Annotated in this window: 24 protein-coding genes; 7 read left to right on the top strand and 17 right to left on the bottom strand. The window is 56.3% G+C overall.

What is annotated here, in order from left to right:
• The first annotated feature begins 42 nt into the window (after positions 1 to 42).
• The 3 genes from choX to ACP15V_RS15635 are packed head-to-tail and all read left to right on the top strand — an operon-like array spanning position 43 to position 2,094.
• Positions 43 to 969, top strand: a complete 927-nt coding sequence (gene choX, locus ACP15V_RS15645) for a choline ABC transporter substrate-binding protein (RefSeq protein WP_424944655.1) — start codon at positions 43 to 45, stop codon at positions 967 to 969.
• Between the two features lie 25 nt (positions 970 to 994).
• Positions 995 to 1,882, top strand: coding sequence for an alpha/beta fold hydrolase (locus tag ACP15V_RS15640; RefSeq protein WP_424944654.1), 888 nt, complete (start codon positions 995 to 997; stop codon positions 1,880 to 1,882).
• 38 nt (positions 1,883 to 1,920) lie between these two features.
• Positions 1,921 to 2,094 carry a hypothetical protein gene (locus ACP15V_RS15635; RefSeq protein WP_424944653.1) on the top strand — a complete coding sequence of 58 codons (174 nt, stop codon included), beginning with the start codon at positions 1,921 to 1,923 and terminating at the stop codon, positions 2,092 to 2,094.
• A gap of 115 nt (positions 2,095 to 2,209) precedes the next feature.
• Here the strand turns inward: ACP15V_RS15635 and istB are convergent, their stop codons facing one another.
• From istB to ACP15V_RS15610, 5 genes are all read right to left on the bottom strand, one after another.
• Complete coding sequence (gene istB, locus ACP15V_RS15630) at positions 2,210 to 2,938, bottom strand: IS21-like element helper ATPase IstB (RefSeq protein ID WP_424944652.1); 729 nt, start codon at positions 2,936 to 2,938, stop codon at positions 2,210 to 2,212.
• Complete coding sequence (istA, locus tag ACP15V_RS15625; protein ID WP_424944651.1) at positions 2,871 to 4,436, bottom strand: IS21 family transposase; 1,566 nt, start codon at positions 4,434 to 4,436, stop codon at positions 2,871 to 2,873. Before istA ends, istB begins: the two co-directional genes overlap by 68 nt.
• A 140-nt stretch (positions 4,437 to 4,576) precedes the next feature.
• Positions 4,577 to 5,749: an ATP-binding protein gene (locus ACP15V_RS15620; protein ID WP_424944650.1), complete on the bottom strand. Its 1,173-nt coding sequence runs from the start codon at positions 5,747 to 5,749 to the stop codon at positions 4,577 to 4,579.
• Positions 5,750 to 5,811: 62 nt separating this feature from the next.
• Complete coding sequence (scpB, locus tag ACP15V_RS15615) at positions 5,812 to 6,411, bottom strand: SMC-Scp complex subunit ScpB (protein ID WP_424944649.1); 600 nt, start codon at positions 6,409 to 6,411, stop codon at positions 5,812 to 5,814.
• Positions 6,412 to 6,414: 3 nt separating this feature from the next.
• Complete coding sequence (locus tag ACP15V_RS15610) at positions 6,415 to 7,299, bottom strand: DUF1403 family protein (RefSeq protein WP_424944648.1); 885 nt, start codon at positions 7,297 to 7,299, stop codon at positions 6,415 to 6,417.
• Between the two features lie 203 nt (positions 7,300 to 7,502).
• On the opposite strand from ACP15V_RS15610, the gene ACP15V_RS15605 reads away from it, so the two are divergent.
• A complete protein-coding gene (locus ACP15V_RS15605; protein ID WP_424944647.1) occupies positions 7,503 to 8,555 on the top strand; it encodes a tyrosine-type recombinase/integrase in 1,053 nt (350 codons plus the stop codon).
• Between the two features lie 6 nt (positions 8,556 to 8,561).
• Here the strand turns inward: ACP15V_RS15605 and ACP15V_RS15600 are convergent, their stop codons facing one another.
• The 12 genes from ACP15V_RS15600 to ACP15V_RS15545 all read right to left on the bottom strand — a co-directional run bounded on the left by ACP15V_RS15600 (position 8,562) and on the right by ACP15V_RS15545 (position 21,844).
• On the bottom strand, positions 8,562 to 8,897 hold the full coding sequence (locus ACP15V_RS15600; protein ID WP_424944646.1) for a type II toxin-antitoxin system RelE/ParE family toxin: 336 nt from the start codon (positions 8,895 to 8,897) through the stop codon (positions 8,562 to 8,564).
• Positions 8,894 to 9,151, bottom strand: a complete 258-nt coding sequence (locus tag ACP15V_RS15595) for a type II toxin-antitoxin system ParD family antitoxin (protein ID WP_424944645.1) — start codon at positions 9,149 to 9,151, stop codon at positions 8,894 to 8,896. Before ACP15V_RS15595 ends, ACP15V_RS15600 begins: the two co-directional genes overlap by 4 nt.
• Before the next feature lie 55 nt (positions 9,152 to 9,206).
• On the bottom strand, positions 9,207 to 10,502 hold the full coding sequence (repC, locus tag ACP15V_RS15590) for a plasmid replication protein RepC (protein WP_424944644.1): 1,296 nt from the start codon (positions 10,500 to 10,502) through the stop codon (positions 9,207 to 9,209).
• A 274-nt stretch (positions 10,503 to 10,776) separates the two neighbouring features.
• Positions 10,777 to 11,748, bottom strand: a complete 972-nt coding sequence (repB, locus tag ACP15V_RS15585) for a plasmid partitioning protein RepB (RefSeq protein WP_424944643.1) — start codon at positions 11,746 to 11,748, stop codon at positions 10,777 to 10,779.
• Between the two features lie 2 nt (positions 11,749 to 11,750).
• Positions 11,751 to 12,932 carry a plasmid partitioning protein RepA gene (gene repA / locus ACP15V_RS15580; protein WP_424944642.1) on the bottom strand — a complete coding sequence of 394 codons (1,182 nt, stop codon included), beginning with the start codon at positions 12,930 to 12,932 and terminating at the stop codon, positions 11,751 to 11,753.
• A 208-nt stretch (positions 12,933 to 13,140) separates the two neighbouring features.
• The gene (locus ACP15V_RS15575; protein ID WP_424944641.1) at positions 13,141 to 13,479 is read right to left on the bottom strand and encodes a DUF736 domain-containing protein; all 339 of its coding nucleotides are present in this window, start codon (positions 13,477 to 13,479) and stop codon (positions 13,141 to 13,143) included.
• Positions 13,480 to 13,876: 397 nt separating this feature from the next.
• Positions 13,877 to 15,433, bottom strand: coding sequence for a hypothetical protein (locus ACP15V_RS15570; RefSeq protein ID WP_424944640.1), 1,557 nt, complete (start codon positions 15,431 to 15,433; stop codon positions 13,877 to 13,879).
• A 461-nt stretch (positions 15,434 to 15,894) separates the two neighbouring features.
• On the bottom strand, positions 15,895 to 17,760 hold the full coding sequence (locus tag ACP15V_RS15565) for a ParB/RepB/Spo0J family partition protein (RefSeq protein ID WP_424944639.1): 1,866 nt from the start codon (positions 17,758 to 17,760) through the stop codon (positions 15,895 to 15,897).
• A gap of 123 nt (positions 17,761 to 17,883) precedes the next feature.
• The gene (locus tag ACP15V_RS15560) at positions 17,884 to 18,252 is read right to left on the bottom strand and encodes a phosphoglycerate kinase (protein WP_424944638.1); all 369 of its coding nucleotides are present in this window, start codon (positions 18,250 to 18,252) and stop codon (positions 17,884 to 17,886) included.
• 614 nt (positions 18,253 to 18,866) lie between these two features.
• Positions 18,867 to 20,024, bottom strand: a complete 1,158-nt coding sequence (locus ACP15V_RS15555; protein ID WP_424944637.1) for a hypothetical protein — start codon at positions 20,022 to 20,024, stop codon at positions 18,867 to 18,869.
• Between the two features lie 211 nt (positions 20,025 to 20,235).
• Positions 20,236 to 21,171 (bottom strand): nucleotidyl transferase AbiEii/AbiGii toxin family protein, encoded by a 936-nt coding sequence (locus tag ACP15V_RS15550; RefSeq protein ID WP_424944636.1) that lies wholly within the window; start codon positions 21,169 to 21,171, stop codon positions 20,236 to 20,238.
• Positions 21,172 to 21,247: 76 nt separating this feature from the next.
• Positions 21,248 to 21,844 carry a DUF6088 family protein gene (locus ACP15V_RS15545; RefSeq protein WP_424944635.1) on the bottom strand — a complete coding sequence of 199 codons (597 nt, stop codon included), beginning with the start codon at positions 21,842 to 21,844 and terminating at the stop codon, positions 21,248 to 21,250.
• Positions 21,845 to 22,097: 253 nt separating this feature from the next.
• Between ACP15V_RS15545 and ACP15V_RS15540 the strand changes: the two genes are divergently transcribed.
• Genes ACP15V_RS15540 through ACP15V_RS15530 form a run of 3 tightly spaced genes read left to right on the top strand, consistent with a single transcriptional unit; the run spans position 22,098 to position 25,106 of the window.
• Complete coding sequence (locus ACP15V_RS15540; RefSeq protein ID WP_424944634.1) at positions 22,098 to 23,054, top strand: ABC-three component system protein; 957 nt, start codon at positions 22,098 to 22,100, stop codon at positions 23,052 to 23,054.
• Positions 23,055 to 23,056: 2 nt separating this feature from the next.
• Entirely contained in the window at positions 23,057 to 23,308 is a 252-nt protein-coding gene (locus ACP15V_RS15535) for an ABC-three component system middle component 8 (protein WP_424944633.1), read from the top strand.
• The gene (locus tag ACP15V_RS15530; RefSeq protein WP_424944632.1) at positions 23,298 to 25,106 is read left to right on the top strand and encodes a DUF2326 domain-containing protein; all 1,809 of its coding nucleotides are present in this window, start codon (positions 23,298 to 23,300) and stop codon (positions 25,104 to 25,106) included. Before ACP15V_RS15535 ends, ACP15V_RS15530 begins: the two co-directional genes overlap by 11 nt.
• Positions 25,107 to 25,293: the final 187 nt, after the last annotated feature.

Genomic DNA, 25,293 nt, shown 5'->3' with positions numbered 1-25,293 from the left:
GACCCGAGAGTCAATCAGTTGACCAACGGGAGGAGATGTCAAATGAAACGGAAATTGTTCGGTCCAACTGCAACCGCAGTGCTTGCACTTTTTACCCAACAGGCAGTTGCAAATTGTGACACTGTCCGAATGGCGGAGCCGGGGTGGTCCGATCTGGCACTGACGACTGGTGTGGCCAGCACAATACTGGAAGGGCTGGGTTACACGGCAGAAAGCGATGTCCTGGGAATTCCGGTGATCTATGAAGCCATGGTGGGCAAAGACCTGGATGTCTTCCTTGGGTATTGGGATCCTGCGATGGAAACCTACTATCAAGCCTATCGCGACACGGGCGAGATTGAGACAGTTCACCAGAACCTCGAAGGGGCAAAATTCACCTTCGCCGTCCCGAAATACGTCTATGATGCAGGCGTCACTGATTTCGCACATCTTTCTGAACATGCGGAAAAATTTGACAGCCAGCTATACGGAATTGAACCCGGTTCCAATGAGATCATGCTGGATGTGGTTGGCAAGGATGCCTTTGGTCTTGGTGGCTGGAAGGTCGTCGAAAGCTCCGAGCAAGGGATGTTGGCGCAGGTAAAACGGAGTGCGCGCAAAGAAGACTGGCTGGTATTCCTGGCCTGGGCGCCACATCCCATGAACACAGAGTTCGAGATTGAATACCTCAGCGGCGGCGATGATTTTTATGGTCCGAATTTTGGTGGTGCCACCGTGCATACCCAAGTTCGCAAGGGGTATCTGGATGAGTGCCCGAATGTCGGGAAACTCCTGACACAGATGACCTTTGACGTGTCGATGGAAAGCGAAGGTATGGGGTATATTCTGGCGGATGGCGAGAATCCCAATGATGCCGGGGCACGCCTTTTGAAGGCGCATCCGGAACACCTCGATACTTGGCTTCAGGGCGTAACCACCAAAGATGGCGGTGATGGTTTGGCAGCTGTTCGAACCCATCTTGGGCTCTGATAAATCGGCGGACGGATCGGTGAGCATGCGTAGAACCATTCCGGGTCCGTGCCCTATTCATGCGGAAATGCATGGGCGTGATGCTGCGCCCTGCATTGTCCTTCTGCTTGGGCTTGGGATGCAACTGGGTGAATGGCCCAAGTTGTTTCTGGAAAATCTGTCGCGTGATTTTCGGGTGATTTGTGTCGAAAACCGCGACATGGGGCGGTCAGGCCGATGTGGCCCGGATGATGAGCAGCTGGGCGAAATTTGCGACGGACAGGCGCCATTACTGCCCTACACATTGCACGACATGCGCAATGATGTGATGCGTGTCTTGCAAGAGCTGGATGTGCATCGCTTCGCGGTGATCGGATTTTCAATGGGCGGCATGATCGCCCAGCTTGTCGCAGAACAGGCGGGGGAGAGGTTGACGGCCTTTGCCCAGATCTGCAGCTCGGCTGGTGAAGCGGATGCCGCAATTCCCACGCCAGCCCTAAGGCGCTTCAAACGTATTGCGAGCGGATTTGAAACAGAGGCCGAGATGCTGGAATGGTTCGAGGATGACCTGATCTGGTGCGCCGCCCCTTCCACGATGACCCGGTCAGAGGCCAGGGAACTGGCGACCGCTATGCGAAATTCCGGCTTCACAACCGGGGGGTATGCCAGGCAACTGGCCGCGATCCGGTTTTCCGGCGACCGCGCCAATGCCCTGAAAGGGATCGCAGCACCAAGCCTAGTGATTGGGGCGGATCAGGATCGTTGCCTTGCCTCCGAGAGTTCACATCGAGCCCACGCGCTGATCCCGAAATCTGAGCTCAGGATGTTCGACGGCGTAGGCCACAGCCTTGATGAGGAGATACTGCGGCACCTCGAACATTGGCTTGTGACGACCATCCAGACCGCACAACCCAAGACGCACGCAGAAACGTAATTGGACCGGCACATTCGTGCGGGGGGAGAAACACAGAAATGGAATGGTTGGAAGACAACAAGATCCCGCTTGGGAAAGCCGTGCAACATTTCATAGAATGGCTGACTGATGGGTTTTATTGGGTATTTGATGCCTTATCCGCTGCACTTGAGGCGGTCATCCATATGCTGCTTTGGCTGCTTCAGGCCCCACATCCTGTCAATCGGCATTGAACTTTGTCCCCCTATAGGCGCCCAATATTGACCCCCCTTAGTGCTGAGCAGGCCCGTCGCTGCGTAGCCCTCACATAGCGCAGCGGCGGCGGGCCTGCGGGGTTTCGGATTTGCGCTATGCGCGGTTTTTGAAGCGCCAGCTTTCGTTGCCGGTCTCGATGATCTCGCAGTGGTGGGTGAGCCGGTCAAGCAGCGCGGTTGTCATCTTTGCATCGCCGAAGACACTGGGCCATTCTCCGAAGGCCAGGTTGGTGGTGACGATGACAGATGTCCGCTCGTAAAGCTTGCTGATGAGGTGGAACAGAAGCTGGCCGCCAGTCTGGGCGAAGGGCAGATAACCGAGTTCGTCCAGGATCAGGAAGTCGAGGCGGGAGATCAGGTCGGCAGTGCGCCCCTGCCGTTCTGCGCGGGCCTCGGCGTCAAGCTTGTTCACCAGATCGACGACATTGAAGAACCGTCCGCGGCACCCGGCCCGGATGCACGTCCGGGCGATGCTGACGGCGAGATGGGTCTTGCCGGTTCCGGTGCCACCGATCAGGACGAGGTTCCGCTGATGGTCGAGGAAGTCACCGGTGGCCAGATCGCGGATCAGGGTCTCGTTCACCTCGGCTGCTTCGAAGTCGAACTCTTCGAGCTCTTTGGCGAGCGGCAGCTTGGCGATGGTCATCTGGTATTTGACCGATCTGGCCTGCTTCTCGCGGATCTCGGCGGTCAGCAAATCCCCGATGATCTGCTGGGGTTCGTGCTGGCGCTTGACGGCGGTGGTCAGGACCTCGTCATAAGCGGCCCTCATTCCGTAAAGTCTCAGCTTCCCCATCGCATCGATTACGTCGGATCGTTCCATCTGTTTGTCTCCTCAAGCTGTCATATCGGTTGCAGTCGGCAATGGGCTCACAGGCCAGCTTCAGTGCATCTGGCGTTGTAATTGTCAGGGGTGGCGGCGGTTCGCGGTGCCGGGCCAGGATGTTCAGAACAACCCCGGCGGAATGGACATTGTGGGCAAGAGCTTCGGCACAGGCTGCTTCTACCGCGTCGATCCCATCGGTCAGCACGGCGCTCAGGATGTCGACCATCTGTCGGTCGCCGCCCGGCTGACGTTCCAGTTTGCGCCACACGCGACGGATCGGTACCGGCAAGTCCCATTCCTTGAAGGGCGCGCCGTTGCGAAGGGCGCCGGGCTTTCGGGCCAAAACAGGTATGTAATGCAGGGGATCGAAGATGGTTTTGTCGCGTCCGAAGGCCCGCTCGTGCTGGCCGACGATCCGACCGTCCTGCCAGCATTCCAGCCGATCGGCATACGCCCTGATCTCCACCGGTCGCCCCACGGCACGGGCATCAACCGAGTATCGGTTCTTGTCGAACCGCACGAGGCAGGTCTTGGATACAGAGGCTGGGACCGCGTGGAATCCATCGAACGGGCCGACGTAAGGCACCAGGCTCGGGCGCTCCTCTTCGAACACTTCCCAGATGGTCTTGTCGCGCAACTCCGGATGTTTGTTCGCCTTCGCGTAATCCCGGCACCGGTCTTCCAGCCAGGCGTTCAACTCGGCATAGGATTTGAACTTCGGACGCGGCACGAAGAAGCGCCGCCGGATCACGCCCACCTGGTTCTCGACCTGGCCTTTCTCCCAGCCTGATGCGGGTGTGCAGGCGACCGGATCGACCAGATAATGGCCACACATCTGCTGGAACCGCCGATTGTAGGCGCGATCCTTGCCGACGAAGATCGCATCAACCGCCGTCTTCATATTGTCGTAAATGCCCCGGGCACAGGCGCCGCCGAAGAAGGCGAACGCGTTGTCGTGGGCGTCGAACACCATCTCTTGCGTCTCGCGGGGGTAAGCCCGGACATAAGGCATCCGGCTATGGCTCAGGCGGACATGCGCGACCTTGATGGTCGTGGTGACGCCATCGATCAGAACAACCTCGTGGCTCCAGTCGAACTGGTACGCTTCGCCCGGGTCAAAGCTCAGAGGCACATAGGCCGCCGCCGAGGCTTCGCGTGTTGCCTTCGACCAACTCGCTGCATATCGGCGCACCGCATCATAGCTGCCGTCATAACCCCGGTTGCGCAGCTCTTCGTAAATCCGAACCAGGGTCAGCCGCTGGCGCTTGGGCTGCCGACCGTTCTCGGCCAGCATCTCATCCAGATCAGAACGCCAGGGATCGATCTTGGGGCGAGGCTGCGTGGACCGGTCATAGCTGAACTCCGTTGATCCTGACCGCACCACCTTGCGCACCGTGTTCCGCGACACTCGCAGCTCACGGCAGATCTGCTTGATCGACTTGCCTTGGACAAAATACGCCCGCCTGATCTTCGCAATCGTCTCCACAACCAACATCCCCAACGCGCTCCCTCAATCCTTTGAGGAAGCTTCTGAACAGAATTATCGGGGGGGTCACTTTTGGACGCCGATTACCCCAATACAGGGGTCAATTTTGCATGCCGGTTCACACTGCGACGTCACCCTGGGACAGCCCACTATGCTGACGCGAGCCGTTCCAAAGCAGCCATCAAAGGCATTGCACGAACGCCGCCCTGCCCGGGCACGTCCTTTTCATCGGCATAGACGAGGATCCGTTCCGAGACTTCCAACTCTTCGGCTGCGATGTGAAACCCTCGCGTGACTTTCGGCGAGGTCGTCCGCTTGATTTCAATGCCCCAAATCTGGCCTCGAGGAAGCTTCAAAACCAGATCAATCTCCGCACCGGCTGATGAACGATAGAAGCTCGCCTCGGTCCCGCGGGGAGCGCCAGCAATCAGGTTCTCGATGCAGAAACCTTCCCAGCTGCCGCCAACGACCGGATGCCCCAGCAAGTCTTCCCATGCCTCGATCCCTAGAAGCGCATGGGTCAGTCCGGAATCTCGTATGTAGACCTTGGGCGACTTGACCAGCCGCTTGCCCGCATTGGAATGCCAGGGCGGCAATCGCCGTACCAGCATCAGATCAACAAGCAGATCAAGATACCGTGCAATGCTTTGTCCCGAAACACCAAGATTACCTGCAAGCTTGGCTGCGTTGAGAAGCCCCCCTTGCTCGTGCGCAAGCATTGTCCAGAACCTTCGCAATGTTTCGGCGGGGATGCGCAACCCGAATGAGGGGATGTCGCGCTCAAGATAGGTCCTGATGAAATCTCCCCGCCAAGTGAGGCTGGCCCGATCGCTCTTCGCAAGGTAGCTGTCGGGAAAACCGCCACGCAGCCACAGAGTGGATATCATATCCGAACCAACCTCTGGCAGCATGAATGGTGTCAATTCATGATAGCTGACCCGACCCGCTAGCGATTCTGCACTTTGATGCAAGAGTGCGTTCGTCGCAGATCCCAACAACAGGAATTGCCCGGTCCGATGCCCCTGCCTGCGCCGACGGTCGATTTGTCCGCGTAAAGCGCCGAACAAATCTGGCAAGCGCTGGACTTCATCGATCACGACGAGGCGCCCCATCTGTTCGTCGAGATAAAGATCAGGTTCTTCCAGAATCTGGCGATCCGCAGTCCGCTCCATGTCGAGATAGACCGCATCGCGGCTTTCCGCTATGTCCTGAGCAAGCGTCGTTTTGCCAACTTGTCTCGGCCCAAGCAGGACAACTCCCGCTTGGTTCTCCAGTGCGTCTTCAACTGATTTTCTATGACTGCGCTCGATCATACCTTGCATTTATTCCATGCAGTGGAATATTTGCAAGGTTATTTTCAGAGAGTTCGTCCAATTGAAAGGCTTCATGGAGCCGCTATTTCCATCATACCCACATCTTCTAGCTGTTCCCGATCCGGCAGATCAGCGAGGGTTTCCAACCCGAAAGCCACCAGAAACTGTTCCGTCGTCACAAATGTATATGGCGCACCTCGTCTGGGCGCGCGCGGCCCGGTTCCGATCACCCCCCGCGCATGCAGTCGCCCTATCAGGTCACGGCTGATTTCTTTGCCGAAAATTTCCTTCAGACCATCCCGCGTAATTGGCTGATGATAGGCGATGGCGGCCAAGACTGCGACATCGAACTCGTTCAGGTCCAGAACCTGATCACTAACATCCGCCGCAGCGCGGATCGAAGAAGCATAGGCAGATCGCGTCCTGAACAACCACCCACCGGAAACCTGCGCAACTTCAAAAGACCGACCCTCGAGATCGGCGGCCAGATCCTCAATCAGCAGATCGACCGACACGTTCCCCACCACACGCGCCAGGTCCTCGCGCGGCACGGGTGAGGCGCTGGCAAAGAGCACCGCCTCGATCCGGCGCATCCATTCGCGCCAGCGCAGCTCTGGTGGCAGGTCGGCCAGTTCTCGGTCAATTGCGGGTGCCGGGTGATCCTTGGCCATCGCTTAAACCCCATACAGCCGAAAGGTGTTTCGCCCGGTCAATTCACGGATCGCACCAAGGTCCACCAGCCGGTCGCACAGCCGTCGCGCCGCGCGATCAGGCAAAGGCAAAGCCGCAGGTGTCAGAGCATCGCGAGTCAGGAACATCTTAACCGCCTCACCAGCCCCTTTCGCCCGGAGTTTTGGAGCCACCGCTGCGAGACGGGCTGTTCGTCGTGTCAGATCAGCGGCGAGGTGACACGTCTCGACCACTGAAGAGGCGGCAGCGCGATGGCAGGATAAACGAAGGTCATCACCTTGCTTGCGCAGGTCAGCGCGTTTCAGACTAGTTGCGAACATTGGCACCACATGATCCCAACCAAGAGCCTGCGAAAGAGCCGCATCGGCCAGAATCATCGCAGCTAGTTCTGCACGGGGTGCCTCAGCCAGAACCGTCTCCAGAACTGTCGCCACCTTGGTGACCGGAGCTCTGGGCCCCGCGTCCAACCAGTCGGCAATCTGTCCAGCCTCAACCCAGGGTATCGCCCGGTGCAGCGCCTTGATCGACACCGGTCGCTCTGCCGTGCGCCGCCAGGACAGATAAGTTTCCCCAGCCGGGCCCGGCAGGTCGCCGGGGCGCAGCAGATGAACCGCATCCCGCAACTCCCCCGCACGTTCTGGACGCCCTGAATCTGCAACACAGGCCTCAGCCGCGCGCAATGCCAGGCGTTCCCGCAACAATCTCTTGGGCACCTCTGGGCGGTTCACCACCATATGCAGATGGGACAGCGCAGTTCCTGACAAAAAGGCGACATCTTCAAGGGTTTCGGCGCGACCAGCCGTGACCCAACGCGGTGGTTGCGCTAGGCTGTCACCAGCACTGTTCAAGGGAAGCCGTCCATCTTTCATACGGCAAGCCTATTTCATAACGGCGCTTTGTTCCAGAAAATACAGCACTAACCGCCCCTCTGTGCAAATCCCAATTACGTCCAATAAGTTTGCATTATCGGACGTAAATAGGCTATGCTGCAGCACAGTCTCAAATACGGTGGATTTTCGGGAAAATGGTGGCCTCAGACAGCGAGAAATCGAGCTCAGCGTCCCATGATGCGATGAACGATGACGAGCGCGACGAGAGTGCTCCCATTGACAACGACACGATCACCCTACCCTCTCACGTCGCCGGGTCCGGCACCCTTGACCGGCTGGTTGACACCGCGCGCGACTACGCCAAGGCCTCGACAGCGGAGAACACCAACAAGGCCTATGCAGCCGACTGGAAGCATTTTGCGCGCTGGTGCAGGCTGAAAGGAACGGATCCCCTGCCCCCCTCGCCTGAGATGATCGGTCTCTACCTGACCGACCTGGCCGCACCAACAAACGGCACCCCTGCCCTATCCGTTTCAACCATTGACCGCCGATTGTCCGGCCTAGCCTGGAACTACGCACAGCGTGGATTCTCCCTCGACCGCAAGGATCGGCACATCGCCACCGTGCTGGCCGGGATCAAACGCAAGCATGGCAAACCGCCTGCGCAGAAAGAAGCGATCCTGCCGGAAGACATCCTCGCCATGGTCGCCACCCTGCCCTTTGATTTGCGTGGGTTGCGCGACAGGGCGATCCTGCTGATCGGCTATGCTGGCGGTCTCAGACGCTCGGAAATCGTCAGCCTGGATGTCGGAAAAGATGACACGCCGGATTCCGGAGGTTGGATCGAGATCCTCGACGACGGCGCTGTGCTGGTGCTGAATGCCAAGACCGGCTGGCGTGAGGTCGAGATAGGACGGGGTTCCTCGGACCAGACTTGCCCGGTGCATGCGCTCGAGCAATGGCTGCACTTCGGAAAGATCGATTTCGGGCCCGTGTTCGTGCGCACCTCGCGCGACGGCAAGAAAGCGCTGGAAACGCGGCTCAACGATAAACATGTGGCGCGCCTCATCAAAACCACCGTGTTGAAATCCGGCATCCGGTCAGAGCTGCCCGAAAAAGACCGGGTCGCCCTGTTCTCGGGTCACTCCTTGCGCGCCGGGCTTGCCAGTTCGGCCGAAGTCGATGAGCACTATGTCCAGAAGCAGCTCGGGCACGCCTCTGCCGAGATGACCCGCCGCTACCAGCGCCGACGCGATCGCTTCCGGGTGAATCTGACCAAGGCCGCAGGGCTTTGAATGCGATCAACCTTCATTGCCTTTGAGCGCTGTCAGCGCCGCAATGTGACGCGGCAGATCGCTGCGGGAATGCAGAATATCGACGATAATGACTTCCTCAGGCCGGTCCAGAAACACCAGAAAGTGCTCCCCTGCCCGGAGATATCGCAGGTCTGCGGCGTCATCGACCAGGATTGAGCAGCTTCGGCTATGTGCCTGACCATTCACGATCGCTTCGCAACGAGATAGAAGTTCAGCCTCGTAAATGTCTGCCTGGCGAAGCCCAAATCTTTCAATGGTCCAGCGGGCAATCTCGACCAGGCTTTCTTCCGCGCGGCGCGTCAGCCGAAAAGATCGGCTCATGACGTGGTCCGTGCCCTCGCAAAGGCCCGTCGAACCGCATCCACGCCGCTTCCTTCGGCCAACTCCCCGCGTTCTGCCTGCTGAAGACCTTCGAGCAGGCCGCCCCGAATACTGGCAAGCTGCGCTTCTTCTTGCTCCAACAACCGCAACCCCGCCCGCATGGCCTCGCTCACGTTCTGGTACCTGCCGGACGCGACCAATGCTTGGACCAGCTGATCCTGGGTTTCGGTAAGGACGACATTGCGTGTCACCATGGCATAACTCTCCTCATTGGCAATATATGCCAACGCCGTTCGTCTATCAACATCTTCACGCCGCCTGTCCACTAAGCCTGCCATAGAAGCTGCGCTCGAGATGCAGCTCCCCTGCCCCGGCCTTTTGGATCATACCGCGCAAATATCCACCCGGAGACGCCACTTCACCGGCGCAATGCTTGTCGAAGGTCAGAACCAGCGCCGCTGTCGCTATTTGCGGCCCAAGTCGGTCCTGCGCGAGGTTCCAGGCATGTTCTGAGACGCCGATCATCGGTCTCAACTGCCCGGCAACCCGATGCAGATCGCCCCAATCCTTCAGATACCCGCCCAAATTGCGCGCCCAGGACGCGAATTCAGGACAAGCCTGCATCACGGTCGGCAAATCAAGCGCTGCACCGCGTTTCTTGCGGGTTTCAGCAACCCAATCTTCCAACTCCCTATCAACTTGCTCTTCGGGTGGCGCATTGGGCACCACGCCTGCCGCTTGCTCAGTTTCTGAGCGATTACAGGTTACAGGGTTAAGTTGGGTTGTAATTAGTATATGAGGTTCAGAAATGACCTCCCTGGGGTCCAATTCTTGAGTCTTTTCACTGACTTGTTCGATGGATTCATCAGTGTTTTCCACAACCTCATCCGCCCGAACGGCCTTGATATAAGCCGCCTCGACGCGCTCCTGAAGCTCCCTGAACCATGCCAGGAGCCGCTCAAGCGTCTCCGAGGCCGTGTTCCGACGTGGAAGACGGTCCAGGAGGTCCTCGAACAGCCCTGAAAGATGCTCCCAGGGCCCTCTCAGCGCCGCGTGAGACGCCGCTTCGATCCGAGCGCGGATCATACGGCGTGCAACCGTGATCTGGCGCTTCAGACGCTGACAGAGCTCACGCTCGGCCTGCAGTTCGGCTTGTAGCTGCTCGAATTCCTCGACACGCGCTGACAGCGGCGACAGATCGAAGCCATAGGCCTCGATGATGCGCCCGTCAGCGTCCCTGTGGCCCCATCTCTTGCCGTTAGGGCTGTCCTTAAAGGAAATCACCCCGATCTCGGCCAAGCGTCGTGCATGGCGCTTGAGCGCCGAGAGCGAGAAGCCCGTCTGCTCCATCAGATAGGCATTGGACGCCCAAACGATCGGGCGTTGCCCTTCTTCCCAGTCCTGGGCCTGTGTGAATGCCCCGAGCGTGTCGAGAAGCAGCATATCGCCAGCCTTGAGACCTATATGAGCGCCTACGCGCTTCACGGCAACGAAGGCCTGCGATTTGGGAACGGCAGCCTTTTCCCCGGCCTGTGCGTGCCGTTCAGCGACAGCGAGTCTGGCCGTCGCTTTGCGCCAGCCCGAGGGTTGGTTGATATTGGACATACCTCCACCGTTCTGAGGCATGCCTGTCCCAGTCGCTCCATGCGGAGCATCATTGAATTTCTTCATTTTGCTATGCAGGCACAGAAAACCTGTTCGCCCAAAGACGTTTTTCGTTGTTTAGCGATTCGCGGGCTGCTAGGATTGTAGTGTCAAAACAAATCGCGCCTTGTGCGCAGCAGCCCTCGGGACTTCGGTTTCGAGGGTTTTCTTTTTGGTGCCGTTCTCCTTTCTGCTCGTTGCCTCCGTTTTGGCGGTTAACAACTGTTAAACGCCCCTATCCTTCGTGGTTTTCTGATTGAAACCGCTCGAAGGAATCCTGAATTAGCTGGTCCAGATTTTGGTCCAGCCAATTTGCAAATTGCGTGTTGTCCCCTGCCCTCTTGACGGATAGCGAGAGGCCGGACTTTCCACTCTTGATCTGAACACCGGGAAGTGGCGAGCGTTCCTCAATAGACCGTTCTTGCTTTCCGCGCTTGCCGATCTCCTTGAGCACGAGTTCCAAACGACCGTCGGATTCCAGTTCACTGGATCGACCAAGAACTCCCAGGGCTGCTTTCTCGGTCAGCTGCTCCTTCTCAAACGCCGTCGCGAGGCTTGTCCACTTCGGGCGCCCTGCCCCCGGAGCCGCGCCGATTGCTTCACCGACGGCGCAAGGAACCAGGCGATTGATACGTTCAAGCTGGGACAGCGTGTTTTTGCTGATTGCCAAGGCCTGGCAAACTTCTGCCCGGGAGTATCCCTGCTCCAGGATCGCTTGCGCAAAACGAACACGTTCATAGTAGCTCAGTTCCGCACGGCCGGCATTCTCAAGCCCCTTTGCCATCAAGGCGTCTGTATCGTCGAGCGTTCGGATTAATGCCCGCACTGGAATACCAAGCTGCCGACATGCGAGTATCCTTCGCTGACCGTAGATCACTTCGAAATGCCCATCGCGCTCCTTGGACGGTCGAAGAAGAACGGGCACCTGCTGTCCCGCTTCAGCAATACTGGATGCCAGGTCCTGGATCGATTCATTCGGCTCAGCGTTGTTAACAGCTGTTAACTCGATATCGAGCCGGTCCTTGGGACCCCAAGCCACGATGAGGTTTGTATCGATATCCTGAATACCGCCGAGGCCTGCGCGAACAGACCCAATGGTCCCTTTGGGCAATGTCCGATGCGCCCGTTCTGAACCACTGTCTTTTGCGGCTTCAGTCGCCGCAGTAATCGCGGCCATGATGCCGGTTTTGTTTTTCCCCATTGCCATGATTACCGCCCCCATGCCTGCTGAAGCATTCCCGCGATCTCAGCACCAACCGCATCCATGCTGTTTTTAGCGCGATCGTAGGTCGACCGTGTCATCTCGGAACGCGCGACCTCGTAGATCGACATCTTGAGCATCGATGCGTCGCCAATAGCCGTACTACGAAGGCCCGTCGCACTAACCACACGGTCCTGGAACAATGCACGCATCAGACTCACGATCTGCTGACTTGGAATATCGCTCGGGTCATCGCGCGTTATGAGGAACGAAAAGAAATCATGATCCAGCTTGACGCCTGTGTCTTCGATCACGCCCAAATAGGCGGAGGTCATCTCGACAAATTGCTGTGTGGAAGCCAGGTCGAGCATGCTCGGTGTCATCGGCACGATGACCGAGGTGGCCGCATATAGGCCCGTCAAAGTTAGAAACCCAAGTGCTGGTGGGCTGTCAATGACCACCACATCGTAATTGCTCTCCACGGACTTGATCGCATTGCTGAGCTTCTCAAAAAAGGCCACGCCGCGGCCAGCATTGACTGCAGTCTCGGTTTCGAACTCGCTCAGCACAAGACGAGCTGGCGCGAGATGGAGACCCGGGAAGTAAGTTTCCACAATGGCCTCCGACATGGACACCGGATCCTCGTAGCGGAGCGCGTCATAAATTGACGCGCCTTCAAACTCCAGTTCCGTCTGAATCCCGCAAAAACCCGTGAGGCTTCCTTGCGGGTCTAGGTCAATCGCCAGGACCCTATAGCCGCTCAAAGCAAGGTAGTGGCAAAGGTGGATGGCGGAAGTGGATTTGGCAGAACCTCCTTTGAAGTTCATCAGCTGAAGGACCTGGAGCTTGTCACCCTCGCGACGCCCAGGAAGGTACTTTCCTGGAGTACGCGAGCTCGCCTCAAACAGGTGACGTGCCTGCAGGATCTCTTCACCGGAGTAAAACCGACGCCCATTCTTGATGACTTCAGGCTCAGGAAGAGACCCTTCACTGTGGCATTTGCGTAGGAACTGACCTGTCACGCCGAGCAGTTCAGCAGTCTCTGTTGCACTGAATAGTCTCAAATTCTTGCGCTGATCAGGCGCATAAGCCTGCTGAAGATGTGTGGTGAGCGCCGTGTGTAGACGCGCCGCCATCTGGCTTGTAAGTTCGGATTGAGAGGCCGCTTCGATGGGTGCCGTCTGAAACATAGTTGCAATTTCTCTGCTCGAACGCGCTTATTTGCGCAACTTGACTCTAAAGGCAGTGATTCACCTTGCTAAGTCAAGGATTTTTCCACAATTTGTGCTGCCGAACCAACGGGCTACTAGGGAAGCGATACTGCCCCGACGAGTTAACAGCTGTTAACAGCGCCGGAGAAATGGGTGCACCGGGCTAGGACACGGCCCGGTGCAGGTCTTATTGGGCTTCCTTTGGACCCCAAGGAATGACAGCCTGAAGCGTGTCATCATCCTGGTTTGCGGCCTTGCCCAGATTGGCGTTGAAACCAAAATCCCGGATGCTCATTGTGAAGTAGTCAGCACCGGTATCACGGTTCTGCTTCTTCCAGATGCCACCGCATTCGACCAGGCGACCACGAGGGGAACGGCCAAGGACACGGTGCGTAGGGGCCATGGGATTGTCACTTGTGACCGGCTCGACAGTGATGTCGATGTCGAAGGTCAGAGTGGAGATTGAACCGACACCTTTGGCGTCTTCAATGTTTGCGCTTTCGAATTTGATGCAGTTCGTGGTCATTGTTGTGCTCCTTCATTTGGTGTTGCAATGATGGTCAGAGGGCAGGGGCTCATGACACGAACACACCGCAGGCGTAGCGGAGCGAAGAAGGGCAGGGGGACTGAAATTTGCAGCGCGAGGAATGCCCGACAGGGCAGGGGACAATTCTGGCACCCGCCCTTTGTGTTCGGGGCGGACCCTGCGACCAGCATGTCATGCAAAACCGCATGAAGGGGTACTTGACCACACTGAATGAACTGAAATTGCCAAACAAAGGAGATATCGCTCGGTTGTGCAGTTCCAGTCTGACCACTCCTTCAGCCAGAAAGCTGGATTTGCCAAGCACCGGAGGGACCTTTGGCAACACCGAACCCGCCTACTTCTCGGAAACAGAGGCCTTTGCCTCGTCCAATGGGCTTCAGCTCTGATACGGTGCCCCATCTTCGACCACAGCCACATGTTCCTGCGCGATCGAAGTCAAAGGATTACGGAAGTAGTGCTCTCGAAGCATCTCCCTTAGCGAGACATTGGACGCCTGGTCGGCATAGATCTTGAGCGCAGCCCCGTCTTTCCAATCAACCGTATACCCATCACATTCTTTGGCCTGTCGTTCGAGCCACTCCAAAGCAGATGCTGCGAAGATTCCATTCGTCCATATTTCAAAGTGAAAAGGCCGCTCAACTTCCTTGAACCCAGTGTTTAGGATGCGGTGGATCAGAGGAACACGGTTGTCATACCACCTCTTGACCTCCCTCTCGCTGACACGACCCCCGGGGTTCTTTGCTTTGCATTCCACGATCAAAAAGCCTGCATGATTGTCCTTGTCCAATTGGACATCAATTTCGGCCTTTTCCCCGGTGCTAAGGTTCGCGACCTTGAAACCCGTCTTCAGAGAGCCTCCCTCGACATCTTTGACCAGGCTGCCGACCACCAATTCGAATAGTGCTCCCCGAATATTGGCTGACGCCCCCTCTATTCGTGTGAGCGCTTTAAGCACCTTTGAAAGATGATCGGGGTTCACGGCCGCAGTCGCGCCGGTATCAGTAAGGAGACGAACAAGATCTCGAAGCGCCTTTGCGAGTTCAGATCCAAAAAGCGTCTCGGGGGTTATAGCCAAGATACCCTTGCTCTTTGCCAACTCGAAGCCTTTCTGCGAGAAGACATCAGCAACCAGCACAGGCATGATCCGTCCTACTTTCGCTGAAAATGCCGCTCCATCGCATTTACGAACGAAGGCTTCGACTGCGGCTTCATCGGTCACATCATGCAAGTTGATGTCGCAAGCGAAAAATCCCGGCTTTGGCTTCCCGTTGACGACTTGCAATAGGGGGCGAAAATAGGCGGGCGCCGTTATGTCGAAAGTGAAACCCGAGACAATGGCCGGGTCATCCTCATCGCGCATGTTGAATTTATTGTAGCTTCCCAGACCGAGGCGGCGTGCCCATTCCTTGATGCCGTGAAGCGCCACGAATTCTGCGAGCTCGTTCGCGCGTATCAACTCGATTGGAGCCGACCTCAGATAGGCGGCTTGAAAGAGAACATATGCTTGGTCGTTGAACGTTTGCTCTTCAAGCATTTTGATCGCGATTAGTCGTTCGAGGATAATATCCGGAGATAGTTGTCCTTTGCGTGAAATGGGTGCTCCGCTTATCTGCGCAAAGCGCTCGCGTCGACACATGCCCCCCCGCGCGCGAAGGTTTGTGATCGCTGCCCAATAGCTCTTCCCGTGCGTATAGAATGCGCTTTCAAGATTTCGCCAGAACCAGACAGTGCCATAGTCCTCCGGACGATAAATGAACCTGGTATTCTTCTCGAAACGAATACCCGCAAGCTTTGTGTAACCTTCTGTGGCCCGTTGCACCCTTTTTCGCGCCGCAGCATCACTCACTCCCTGTTCCTGAAGCCGCGAGATATACGTTGTTGTGAGTGCAGGCCCGATGTTCAAAATGAGCGCATTGGTATCGTCTGTCGTCATCACCAAACCGGCTAATTTAAGTCAATGTCACACTGCTCTATTTATAATATGTTCTCTATGCACGGGTGGGTAAAATTGATCTCAGACCAGGTCGAATTATTTTTGTTCAACATCAATATGTTACAAAGCACCTCACCTCCTTCTTGTCGGACATTTGTCCAACCAGCGCCAAGATATCGCTTCGAATTCTGTCCCATCCATCTCTCAAACGCCAGTTTTTTCAAACTCAAGCCAAGAGTGTCGCGCGCCTACTAGATGTGGGCCGGGGCCACCGATTGTACACAGCACCGCCTTCGCGGTGTTCCCGCGCGGACAGCGCCGGTCCGGCGGCGGGGCAAGGGGCTCGGCCTTCTGCCCCGTCGCCGGACATTTTTGCGGGCCTTGGTCCTTGATAACTACCTCGCAAAAAAAAGAAGCCCCGCGTGATGCGGGGCCAGTTGGGTCTCCCCACGAAGGAGCCGTCAGGTGCAGTCGGGCACCCATTTGTCGAGTTTGGCTTTTTGATCGTGCGTCAGGCCCATGAGTTTCTGGGTGGTGGGATCGCTCACGAGCTTTTCCATCTTTTCGGCTTTTTCCACCTTCTTAAGCTTGGCGAAACTGGCGACACGCTCGTCGCGGGCATCACAGTCGAGGAACTCGCAAAGCAGATCGACCAGATGACCGGCTGAAACCCGCGAGAAGAAATTCTCTGCTGTGGGCGTCCAGTGCTTGCGGATATCGGCACCGGCCTCGTCGGCGATCAAGCCGAAGAATTCCGCGCCGCCAGCTCGATAGGGCAGGGTGCGTGTGATCGCCTCGGTGATCTGGGCGTTGCGGGCTTTTTTGCCGGTCTCGCGGAAAGTGGCGAAGGCTTCCGACAGGTCTTCAAAGCGACTGCCTTTCTGCCAGTATTCGCTGGCATCAATCCCATGCTCAAGACGCGGTTCGCAGGCAAACCCATCCTCGACGCTTGGTGCGTTGGTCGGGCGGGCCAACCGAACGCCGAAGATACTTTCGAAACTGCCCGAGGCTTCCGAAAGGCCAAAACCAAGCAGGTCCAGAACCAGTTCGGGTTTGGCCAACAGGGCTGCCTGCACGGAAGCCAGCCGGATCGCCTGCATATCCGTCACCAGTTTTTGCGAGTAAGGGGATTTCGGGGTTTCGGGTTTGGTGGTTTGCGGCGCTTGCAGGATACCGGCCTCAATGGCGGCTTTTTTGTCTTCGGAGCGGACCAGACCGGCGGTGATCTCAGGTTTGCCCGAGCTGTTCACAAGGATGATGCAGCCCGCATGGGCTTTCTGTTCCCCGGAATAGTCGCCGTCGAGAATGGCCTGCAATTCCGAGAGCCGTGCTTCGCCGTCTTCGTCCAGAACACCTCCATTGGCCAAGTCTGCCAACTCGTCGTATTCCTCAGCTTCTTCCTCGGTTAGTTCGCCCTCGATGGGGTAGAGGCGCGCCAGTTTCATCTGGTCCAGCTCGTAGTAGTTGAGCCAGGCCTCGGGCCGGGCTTCGGCCCATGCCCAGGCTTGGGCCGCGACCAGATCGGCCCGGGCCGCGTCCAGCTTCTCGGCGAACAGGTGATCCAGCAGGGCAGGGGAGGCGAGAAAGACTTCGTCGGAGAAAAGATCGCGTGTAACCGTGCCGCCCTCGGCTTCATAGGCCTCGATCTCGACGAACTTGGCACGGCGGTCTGTGGCCTTGATGGCATCGGGGTGCAGCGCGTTCTTGATCGCGGACTCGGAGACAGCTTGCCCTTTCACCTGATCCAGAAGGCTCAGGGTCAGGGTCTCGTCATCGGAAAGCGTGAAGGCCTTGGCGGTACCGAGGCTGATTTCACCCGCCGCCAGCGCGTCCAGCACCGGTACGGGCAAACCAGCCAGTGCCAGCCGCTGATAGACGCGGGCTTCGGTCACGGCAAAGGCGAGAGCGATTTCTGGGACGGTTGCCCCGCGTGATTTCATGCGTCCGAAGGCGCGGATTTCGTCGGCGGGGGTCATGTCTTCGCGGGCCGCGTTCTCGGCATTTGCCCAATCTTCGGCCTCGGCGGCATCTGCTGCCAGCTTGACCGGGACCGTGGTGAAGGGATGGGTATCGGATCGCTCGGCGATCATCTGGATGGCGCGGAGACGGCATCCGCCCGCGACGATGCCGACCTTGCCCTCTTCGTCCATGAGGCCTGCGAGATTATGGATGAGGCCGAAACGTTCGATGCTGTCGGCAAGGCTTTCAATATGCGCCTCGGAAACCGCTTTGCGTGGGTTCAGATCGGAGATGAAGAGCATCTCCAAGGGGATTTGCAGGATCACAGCGCTGGCGGTGTCAGTTTGGATGGTCTGTTGCTTGGTCATTGGTTTGTCCTTTCGGATGGTTGTCAGGCCCGCTCGGAGCGCGGCTCAGGCGCTCGGCGGCTGATTTTGTGGATGGGGTAGGGGAGGGGGCCGGAACGCTTGGACGCCCCGGCCCCAGTGGCGTCACCACCAGCAGGAATAGATCACGGTCGATCCCTGTTCGATCTCGGCCCGCGCCCATGCGCAGAACTCGAGATCGTAGTCGTGGTATTCGGTGGCCTGCTCGTCTTGGAACTGGTGACCATAGAAGAACCCGCCCTCGCAATGAGGTAGTGCGCTTCCCTTCACCGCTTGTTCCAGCGTGTCGATGTCGGCGATTTCCAGTTTCAACTCGCCGCAGTTCAGATCGGAGGCCGAAAGCCCGGTCCGCTCGGTGTAGAGCGCCTCCATGAAGGTTTGCAGCTTGGAATGCTTGCGCCAGACGAATTTTGGGCTTTCGCCTTCATCGCCGCTCTCGGGGGTTTTGACAAATGCGTATTGATCAAGGCCCATTGGCCAACTCCTTCTCAAAGTGGGAGCGGCGCGGTGCTCGTTTTCTCCGACCTTGTGGCCTTGGCCCGCTTACCGCCAGTGGCGGAGGCCCCGACTGATCTGTCAGTCCGAAAAGCCCTCGTGCTTTTCGGCTGGGCAGAGCAGGGGAGGGCGGTAGCCCGTCCTGCGGCCGAACGGCGGTCCGACACAGGGGGCCAGAGCGGTGAAATCGGGAGGGCCCCGCGCACCCGTGCGGGAGGAACCGGATTTCTCCGCGGAGGCTGGCGCGGAACGCGACACCAGAGCCCCTGTTCGGGGCGCCGGCCGGATGGCAGGCGGAATTCAACATTGAAAACCTGCCAGGCGGGTTAGAGCGGAGCGGAGACCCGGTTGACCGCTGGCTCAAGCGATCGCGGTCTCGCCCGCGATCTCACCTGAGACATGCACGACGGATCGTTTCCCGGATGGGCGGAGACGCGAAACACGCGGCTCCGGGCGCAGCCAAGAGCCTGGTCAGCGCCAGTGCGCTGACGTGCCAACCAGTTCATTTGGCAAATTCCACGAATCCTCAAAGCTGCCCACGGACTTCAAAGAAAACTCCACCGACAAAGCCGGTGGAGCCAAGTGGCGCTCAATCACTCATGGTCATCATTGTTGCGAACAATGACCCCGTGTTCTTCGTACGCGTCCAGAAGAAGCCCGAGATACTCGCTTGTGCTGGCAGTAACATGTCCCAAACCCGGCCAAGTGAACGGAAACGTCATACAGGTCATCGCAAGCTCGAGCTCGATGCCAAGTTTGTCGGCAACCGCAATTGCCGCATCCGGGTCCTTCTCTTCAGGCCAAAGATCTTCGTCGAAGGTGATCCAAGCATCGTACTCATCATCGACATTGATCTCAGCCAGCAAAGCACCGAACCGCTCTCCTGGGTTGGTGGCATCTTCGAGAAGCGCGATCCGTAGAAGCAAGGAAATACTCTCCTCATCCAGCCTCAGAGTTGGCCTGGAATCCACCACGTCGATCCTGGGTTCGGGCCGCGTCTGACCATCAACACATTCAACAGCTTTAGGCTCCTCATCGCCGCCTTCCAACCACCACGGCGAAATGAAGATATTCAGAGGAGACGCACCACAACTCGGGCAGTGCCAAAGATTATCAGCGATTTGCGCGCCCGTGATTTTGCCATCGCAATGAAGGCAAAACCACTCCGCGGCCCGGTCACCGTGTAGCGGGTGAACGACTTCGCCTTTGGCATTTGGCTTGGTCGAACGCCGAGGCCAATCAGAAGCAATGGCTGCACGAGTTTTCACAGCCTGGGCTTCCGCAATAACGAGCGCTTTTTCGACAAAGCCAGGATTAGCGGCTGGGCTGGTCTCTTTGTGTGTCGTCTCGATCTCTACCATAGGCTGCGAGAAATCAGCCTCGCCTATGAGGATGCGCCAGCCATCACCCTCCATGCGAATGTCACCGGAGAACTCAAAGAGCTTGTAGACATGCCCGTCAATCTCGCCTGCTTTGATCGGCTCGTCGACTTGCCGCGACATGCTTTGCTCAATGAATTGTGGCATGCCTCCGAGCGAGGGGAAGAATTCACGAACAAAGGTATCGGCCTTTGCAAGCTCTTCCTCGCTCGGCATCCAGCCTTGCCTGGCCTTGACCGTGAGCGCCTTCCAATGCGGAAAGCCAAGCTCAGAGGCAATTGCATCAAGCGCCTCTCGGTGGTTTGAGCGCGTGGCATGCGCATAGCGTTTTGCCAGTAGTTTCAGTTGATCGATTTTAGTTTTGGTAGTCATTGTTCAGTTCCCAAATAGGGATCCGACTAGGTGCCCGCTACTAACCAGATCCCGAAATTGGTCTGGGTTGTTCATTTAACAATGAAGTGCTGCGTAGCTTTGCGTGGCGGGCACACTGGCATGCACTAGAGGCCGAATTCAACCTGCAGGATATCCCCACCTTCGTCAAGGCACCTTTCCAATTGTCCCAGACTAAATTCAGACCAATTGATCAGCTGTTGATTTCAGCCTCGAAAGCTTCAATTGCCCCGAGGATCTCATCGAAGTCCGGCGCGTCCCCGATGATCATCTCCCGCATGCCGGAATAGTCCCGTCGCAAGGCGGCAGTCAGATCCTCATTCGGCATCAATCTCAAAGACCCAGGCTTCGCCCTTTCGTAGTTGGCCCAAGCGGCTTTGAAGAAAACCGACTTGTGATGAGCGACCTGTTCCAGCAGGTCGACGCTGCTGACAGCACGCTCCTTGGCCTTGTGGCCGATGAGCTGGGCCATGTCGTAGTAGTGGCGTGACATCCGATCCGCGAGGGGTTTGGCGGGGTCTTGATGATATAGCATGTGCAGGATTGTGGCCTTTTCCCAGAAGGTCCGCTCAACACCCAGCACTTTCACATCCACCCCACCTGATCCCAGCAGATCTGGAAAGGCCTGATGAACATAGGGCGATATCTCGCGAACTTCGGCAGGCAGATGGACGCCCCGTGCTCCAAACTCGAAACGAACAATGGGTTTGACGTAACCGGCGGCACTGTCCGACAAGGATGGATAGGTGAAGAGCAGGGTTTGTGCATCTCCTGGGTCAACTGTCAGGGAAAAACCCTGATCCAGACTGGCATCGAATGCAGACTGAATCTCAGCCAAAAGCGGTCCGGAGACTTCCGTCTCGGCCGCATCCTGGAGCTCCTGAAGCAAGGATTTGCGCTTTCCGCCGGACAGTTCGGGGTTTTCAGGATCGCGGTCGCCTTCAAAACCCAACTGTGCGCGATCGAGGGATAGATCCACATCTTCCGAGAAGCGGTGGATCACGTCATAGGCTTTGGAAAGAGATGTCCCTCCCTTGAAAATCATGTGATCGCCAAAGGAGGGCAGGGCGAAGAGCTGTTTCAGGGACCAGCAGACCCAGAAATCTTTCTCAATGATGGCCTTGGACATCCCCCGAGCTGCGCCGCTGCCTCCTGGAAGGCCTCGTCGCGTTGTTCAGGGGTGTCATTGGCAAACTGATCCATGCTCAGGCGTGCGCAACGATCTGCTGCACAACAGGATGCATCCAAGCAGGCACATGTTTGCTTTGCTTGAAAAGCATAACCCTATCCTTGTCATCCAGCGCACGCGCCAAGGTACCGATTACTCGATCATCGACCCGGTCCTTGCCGACATAACGCAGCGCTTGAAACACGGCACCGGTTTTCTGGCCGGCACCAACAAGCGTCTTGGAGGAGGCATTGCGAAACTGGATCACCTGGCGACCGATTGTCTTGGTCCGTGTTGGCCCATCGGTCATGTAGGTCGGTTTGGACGGCACCTGTGTCGAAAGCCCAAGTTGGTTGGCGGCCATGGCAGGAGAGGGCTGCAGGACCTGGTTGTCCTTGCGGGCCACCGCCTTCGCGATATCGTCCGCGGATGGCGACAGATAGCCAAAGCGCGGGCTTTTCTTGGGATAGTCATAGAGCCCCCGCGTCAGGCGCCGGATCAGTCCCTGATCCGCCAGACGCGACAACGCCTGATCCACGCTGGCGCGGGACCCGATGTCCAGAAAATCCGGCGGCGCAAAGATTGCTCCACGGCCTTTTCCGATGATGCGTTGTTTGATCTTCGATGTGATCATGATCTATCTCCTTGTCAGAAAATAAGGTATGTTTTTCTAAAAGTCAATGTTGGAAAACCACGCCAAAAACCGTTTCGATGAGCGGAGTGCGGCCTTCTTCTGAGAGATTGAAAGCGATTGGGGCCTGCTTTGAGCCGCGGACGTTCATAATGAGATCGCACTCAATGTACCGAAACAGTTAAATCGTTTGACTTCATGATTCCTCATCACCTAACGTCAGAGTTGAGCAGATTATTTGCAATTCAGGCTATTTATGCGCAGAGACCACCGTCTATACGAACTCAGCGATGATGATTTTGAAGACCTTTGTGTCAAGATTTCAGTTGATTGGCTGGGCGAAGGTATAACACCTTTCGCACCTGGCCCTGACGGGGGGAGAGACGGTAAGTTTACCGGTAAGGCGAACAAGTTCCCCAGCTCAAGTGAACCGCTGAGCGGCAAATTTGTGTTACAGGCAAAACACGCAGCTTCGCCGATAGCATCCTATTCAGACAGGTCATTCCAACGAGCGCTGAAAGTCGAAGAATATCCTCGCATCAAGAAGCTTGTCGAGGATGAGATGTGCGAGCACTACATACTCTTTTCTAACCGGAAGCTAACAGGCGGTGCCGAAAAGAAAATCCACAAAGAGCTAATGGCACTTGGGCTGCAGTCCGCACATATTATTGGCGTCGAGCGACTTAATCTCGAATTGGAAAACAAGCCGAGCTTAGCAAGATCACTACCAAACGCCAGAGATGTCCAGCCTTTCACATTTCAACCTGACGACATAGTTGAAGTGATTTCTGCCTTGCACGCCTACTCAGATGGGCACATTGATGAGGCGTTTGACAGCGCCCAATCATTCGACACGATTTCGATCAAGTCGAAGAAGAACCCCATAAATGGGCTGTCGAAAGAGTTTTATGAACAGGTGATTGAAGCCGAGTCCATGCTTCATTTCGGCAAGATCGAACGCTTTCTCAAGAACCCACGCAACGCCGAACTCAGAGAACTCTACCATGACTCCGCTGACGAGCTTAAGCAAAAGCTCATTGTGGAACGAGATCATTTTGCTGATTTTGACCGGGTTTTCACGTTCTTGTACGACAAAGTGCAAAGCCAGCGTGAGGCCTTGAAAGGCAAGCGACGGTTGGTCAGCATCCTCTTGCATTACATGTACTGTAACTGCGATATCGGCGTGAAAAGCGAAGATGAACTGGCAGCCTGACCATGTTGACAGCAGAGAAACACTTAGATCTCGACACTTCACTGGTCCGGGTCGCCGCCGTGATCCTGAAAGAGCTGAAGCGCAAAGGTGCCGTCGCCTTTGAAGCTCTACGCAGGCTGATCATCCGCCGCGTAGGTGAAGATGGTGAGTTGATGTTCCTGCCAGCGCTTCGCTTTCTGTTCCTGCTGGGGCGTGTTGAGTATCACACCAAAAACGATGTGGTCGAACTTGTGGGTGTGGCCAATGCAAATTAGCCGTCTGTACAGCAACCACGACGAGGTTTTTACGCCCATCGATTTCAATTTTGGGGACGATGCGACAAGCTTGAACGTCGTCCAGGGCGAAATTCGTCATCCATCAGATCACGCCAGAGACTCCCACAATCTTGGGAAAACAACTCTGCTTCACCTAATCGACTTCTTGTTGTTGAAAGGGATGTGGCAAGGGCACTTTCTCGTGAAAAACAAGAGCCTGTTTGAAGGCTTTGAATTCTTTATCGAGATTGCACTGAACTCTGGCGGATTTGCAACCGTGCGCCGGGGAGTGAACGACCCAAACTTGGTTTCACTGGCTCGGCATAATGAACCAGAGCCAGCTTTTGTAGATGCGCCAGAAGAAAGCTGGGATCATTTTGAATTAAGCAGAAGCGACGCTGAAGTCATTCTGGATAGTTGGCTCGATCTGCGTATCTTGAAGCCGTTCAGCTACAGAAAGGCAATAACATACTTTCTACGCGCCCAAAGCGACTGGGATGATGAGCTGAAACTTCAGAAATTCGCATCTTCCAAGGATCAGCATTGGAAGCCGTTTATTGCAAGGCTTTTTGCCTTTGACGATGGTCTGGTGCAGCAAAAGTACAGTCTTGACGAAGAGCATGCCGAGAAAAAAACCAAGCTAGAACATCTTCAAGGGGAAGTGCAGTTTTCTGAAGACGAACTCCCTCAACTGAACGCACAGATATCGTCACTGGTGCAAGACATCAAGTCGAGCGAAACGGCATTAGATGCTTTCAGCTTCGACGAGGAAGAGCGGAAACTGGTCCGCGACCTCGTAAACGAGATCGAGGCCGAAATAGCCGACATCTCGTCCAGCATTTACAATTTGCGATTTGACATCAGGCAAATCGATGAAGCTCTTGCCCACAAAGACAAGTTCGACCTGAATGATGTAAAATCCATCTTTGAAGAGGTGGAAATTCACTTCCCAGAACAGCTTTCTCATGACTACGAGCAGCTTGTGGCGTTCAACCGGAAGATCACCAGGGAGCGAAATGCTGCGCTGCGCAAGCAACGAACGAACCTTGAAGAAAAGAGACTAGAGCTTGCTGAGAGGAAACGTCAGCTAGATGCCCAGCGCTCGCATCGGCTGCAGTTCATGCAGGCGACTGATACATTTGAAAAATTCAAAGCATTGCAGAAGGGTCTTGCCGAGCACAAAGCTCGTCTCGTGTACCTAGAGGAGCAAAAAAGTAAACTTGAACTCGTGGCGGCAGCTGCGCGAGAATTGCGTGAAGTCGAGAGAAATCGCGGGCGAGTAGCGGATGAACTGAAGGCTATGATTGAAAGGCCTAACCCTCTCTTTGAGCGCTTCAGAGACACTTTCAATGCTTACTGCAAGCGAGTACTTAACCACGATGGCATAATCTACTTCCGTGTAAACAAACAAAACAATTTCGACTATGAGATTGGCTTGTCACTGCCGGGAAGTTCGACCACAACATCCAATTTGTCGGACGGAACGAGTTACCAAAAATTGATATGCGTTCTCTTTGATTTGGCGCTCCTAAGTGTATACGAGGACGCGCCGTTTTTCCGCTTTGTGTACCATGACGGTGTGTTTGAAGGCCTCGACAACCGTAAAAAGAACAACTTGCTGGACGTGATCAACGAGCAGACTGGCTCTGGCAAGCTGCAGTACATTTTCACGTTGATCGACACTGATCTGCCTCGCGATTTGGAAGACCACCCCATTCGGTTTTCGGACGAAGAGGTGGTCCTTAGATTGCACGACGATGGTAGAGATGGCCGTTTGTTTAAAATGGCAGAGTTTTAGGTCATAGAACGCGTCCATCTCAATCGGACTATTGCCATTCACATCTTGAAAACTCTGTACGGTCCATCAAGGTTTGGTTTGACGGATCGCACCGCAGCGGCGGCTACCATCGACCGATGGTGGGAATGGCCCAAAACTTTCGCTTAACATAATAAATCTTATTGGCTCGATTGAGGCGTGGCGGTGC

The sequence above is a fragment of the Aliiroseovarius crassostreae genome (assembly GCF_049803815.1).
Classification (GTDB): domain Bacteria; phylum Pseudomonadota; class Alphaproteobacteria; order Rhodobacterales; family Rhodobacteraceae; genus Aliiroseovarius; species Aliiroseovarius crassostreae_A.
This window is presented reverse-complemented; position numbering and strand designations above follow the sequence as displayed.

What these genes read in the sequence shown, in the direction of transcription:
- choX (WP_424944655.1), top strand. Translation starts at nt 43, where the DNA reads ATGAAACGGAAATTGTTCGGTCCAACTGCAACCGCAGTGCTTGCACTT.
- ACP15V_RS15640 (WP_424944654.1), top strand. Translation starts at nt 995, where the DNA reads ATGCGTAGAACCATTCCGGGTCCGTGCCCTATTCATGCGGAAATGCAT.
- ACP15V_RS15635 (WP_424944653.1), top strand. Translation starts at nt 1,921, where the DNA reads ATGGAATGGTTGGAAGACAACAAGATCCCGCTTGGGAAAGCCGTGCAA.
- istB (WP_424944652.1), bottom strand. Translation starts at nt 2,938, where the DNA reads ATGGAACGATCCGACGTAATCGATGCGATGGGGAAGCTGAGACTTTAC.
- istA (WP_424944651.1), bottom strand. Translation starts at nt 4,436, where the DNA reads ATGTTGGTTGTGGAGACGATTGCGAAGATCAGGCGGGCGTATTTTGTC.
- ACP15V_RS15620 (WP_424944650.1), bottom strand. Translation starts at nt 5,749, where the DNA reads ATGCAAGGTATGATCGAGCGCAGTCATAGAAAATCAGTTGAAGACGCA.
- scpB (WP_424944649.1), bottom strand. Translation starts at nt 6,411, where the DNA reads ATGGCCAAGGATCACCCGGCACCCGCAATTGACCGAGAACTGGCCGAC.
- ACP15V_RS15610 (WP_424944648.1), bottom strand. Translation starts at nt 7,299, where the DNA reads ATGAAAGATGGACGGCTTCCCTTGAACAGTGCTGGTGACAGCCTAGCG.
- ACP15V_RS15605 (WP_424944647.1), top strand. Translation starts at nt 7,503, where the DNA reads ATGAACGATGACGAGCGCGACGAGAGTGCTCCCATTGACAACGACACG.
- ACP15V_RS15600 (WP_424944646.1), bottom strand. Translation starts at nt 8,897, where the DNA reads ATGAGCCGATCTTTTCGGCTGACGCGCCGCGCGGAAGAAAGCCTGGTC.
- ACP15V_RS15595 (WP_424944645.1), bottom strand. Translation starts at nt 9,151, where the DNA reads ATGGTGACACGCAATGTCGTCCTTACCGAAACCCAGGATCAGCTGGTC.
- repC (WP_424944644.1), bottom strand. Translation starts at nt 10,502, where the DNA reads ATGTCCAATATCAACCAACCCTCGGGCTGGCGCAAAGCGACGGCCAGA.
- repB (WP_424944643.1), bottom strand. Translation starts at nt 11,748, where the DNA reads ATGGCAATGGGGAAAAACAAAACCGGCATCATGGCCGCGATTACTGCG.
- repA (WP_424944642.1), bottom strand. Translation starts at nt 12,932, where the DNA reads ATGTTTCAGACGGCACCCATCGAAGCGGCCTCTCAATCCGAACTTACA.
- ACP15V_RS15575 (WP_424944641.1), bottom strand. Translation starts at nt 13,479, where the DNA reads ATGACCACGAACTGCATCAAATTCGAAAGCGCAAACATTGAAGACGCC.
- ACP15V_RS15570 (WP_424944640.1), bottom strand. Translation starts at nt 15,433, where the DNA reads ATGACGACAGACGATACCAATGCGCTCATTTTGAACATCGGGCCTGCA.
- ACP15V_RS15565 (WP_424944639.1), bottom strand. Translation starts at nt 17,760, where the DNA reads ATGACCAAGCAACAGACCATCCAAACTGACACCGCCAGCGCTGTGATC.
- ACP15V_RS15560 (WP_424944638.1), bottom strand. Translation starts at nt 18,252, where the DNA reads ATGGGCCTTGATCAATACGCATTTGTCAAAACCCCCGAGAGCGGCGAT.
- ACP15V_RS15555 (WP_424944637.1), bottom strand. Translation starts at nt 20,024, where the DNA reads ATGACTACCAAAACTAAAATCGATCAACTGAAACTACTGGCAAAACGC.
- ACP15V_RS15550 (WP_424944636.1), bottom strand. Translation starts at nt 21,171, where the DNA reads ATGTCCAAGGCCATCATTGAGAAAGATTTCTGGGTCTGCTGGTCCCTG.
- ACP15V_RS15545 (WP_424944635.1), bottom strand. Translation starts at nt 21,844, where the DNA reads ATGATCACATCGAAGATCAAACAACGCATCATCGGAAAAGGCCGTGGA.
- ACP15V_RS15540 (WP_424944634.1), top strand. Translation starts at nt 22,098, where the DNA reads ATGCGCAGAGACCACCGTCTATACGAACTCAGCGATGATGATTTTGAA.
- ACP15V_RS15535 (WP_424944633.1), top strand. Translation starts at nt 23,057, where the DNA reads ATGTTGACAGCAGAGAAACACTTAGATCTCGACACTTCACTGGTCCGG.
- ACP15V_RS15530 (WP_424944632.1), top strand. Translation starts at nt 23,298, where the DNA reads ATGCAAATTAGCCGTCTGTACAGCAACCACGACGAGGTTTTTACGCCC.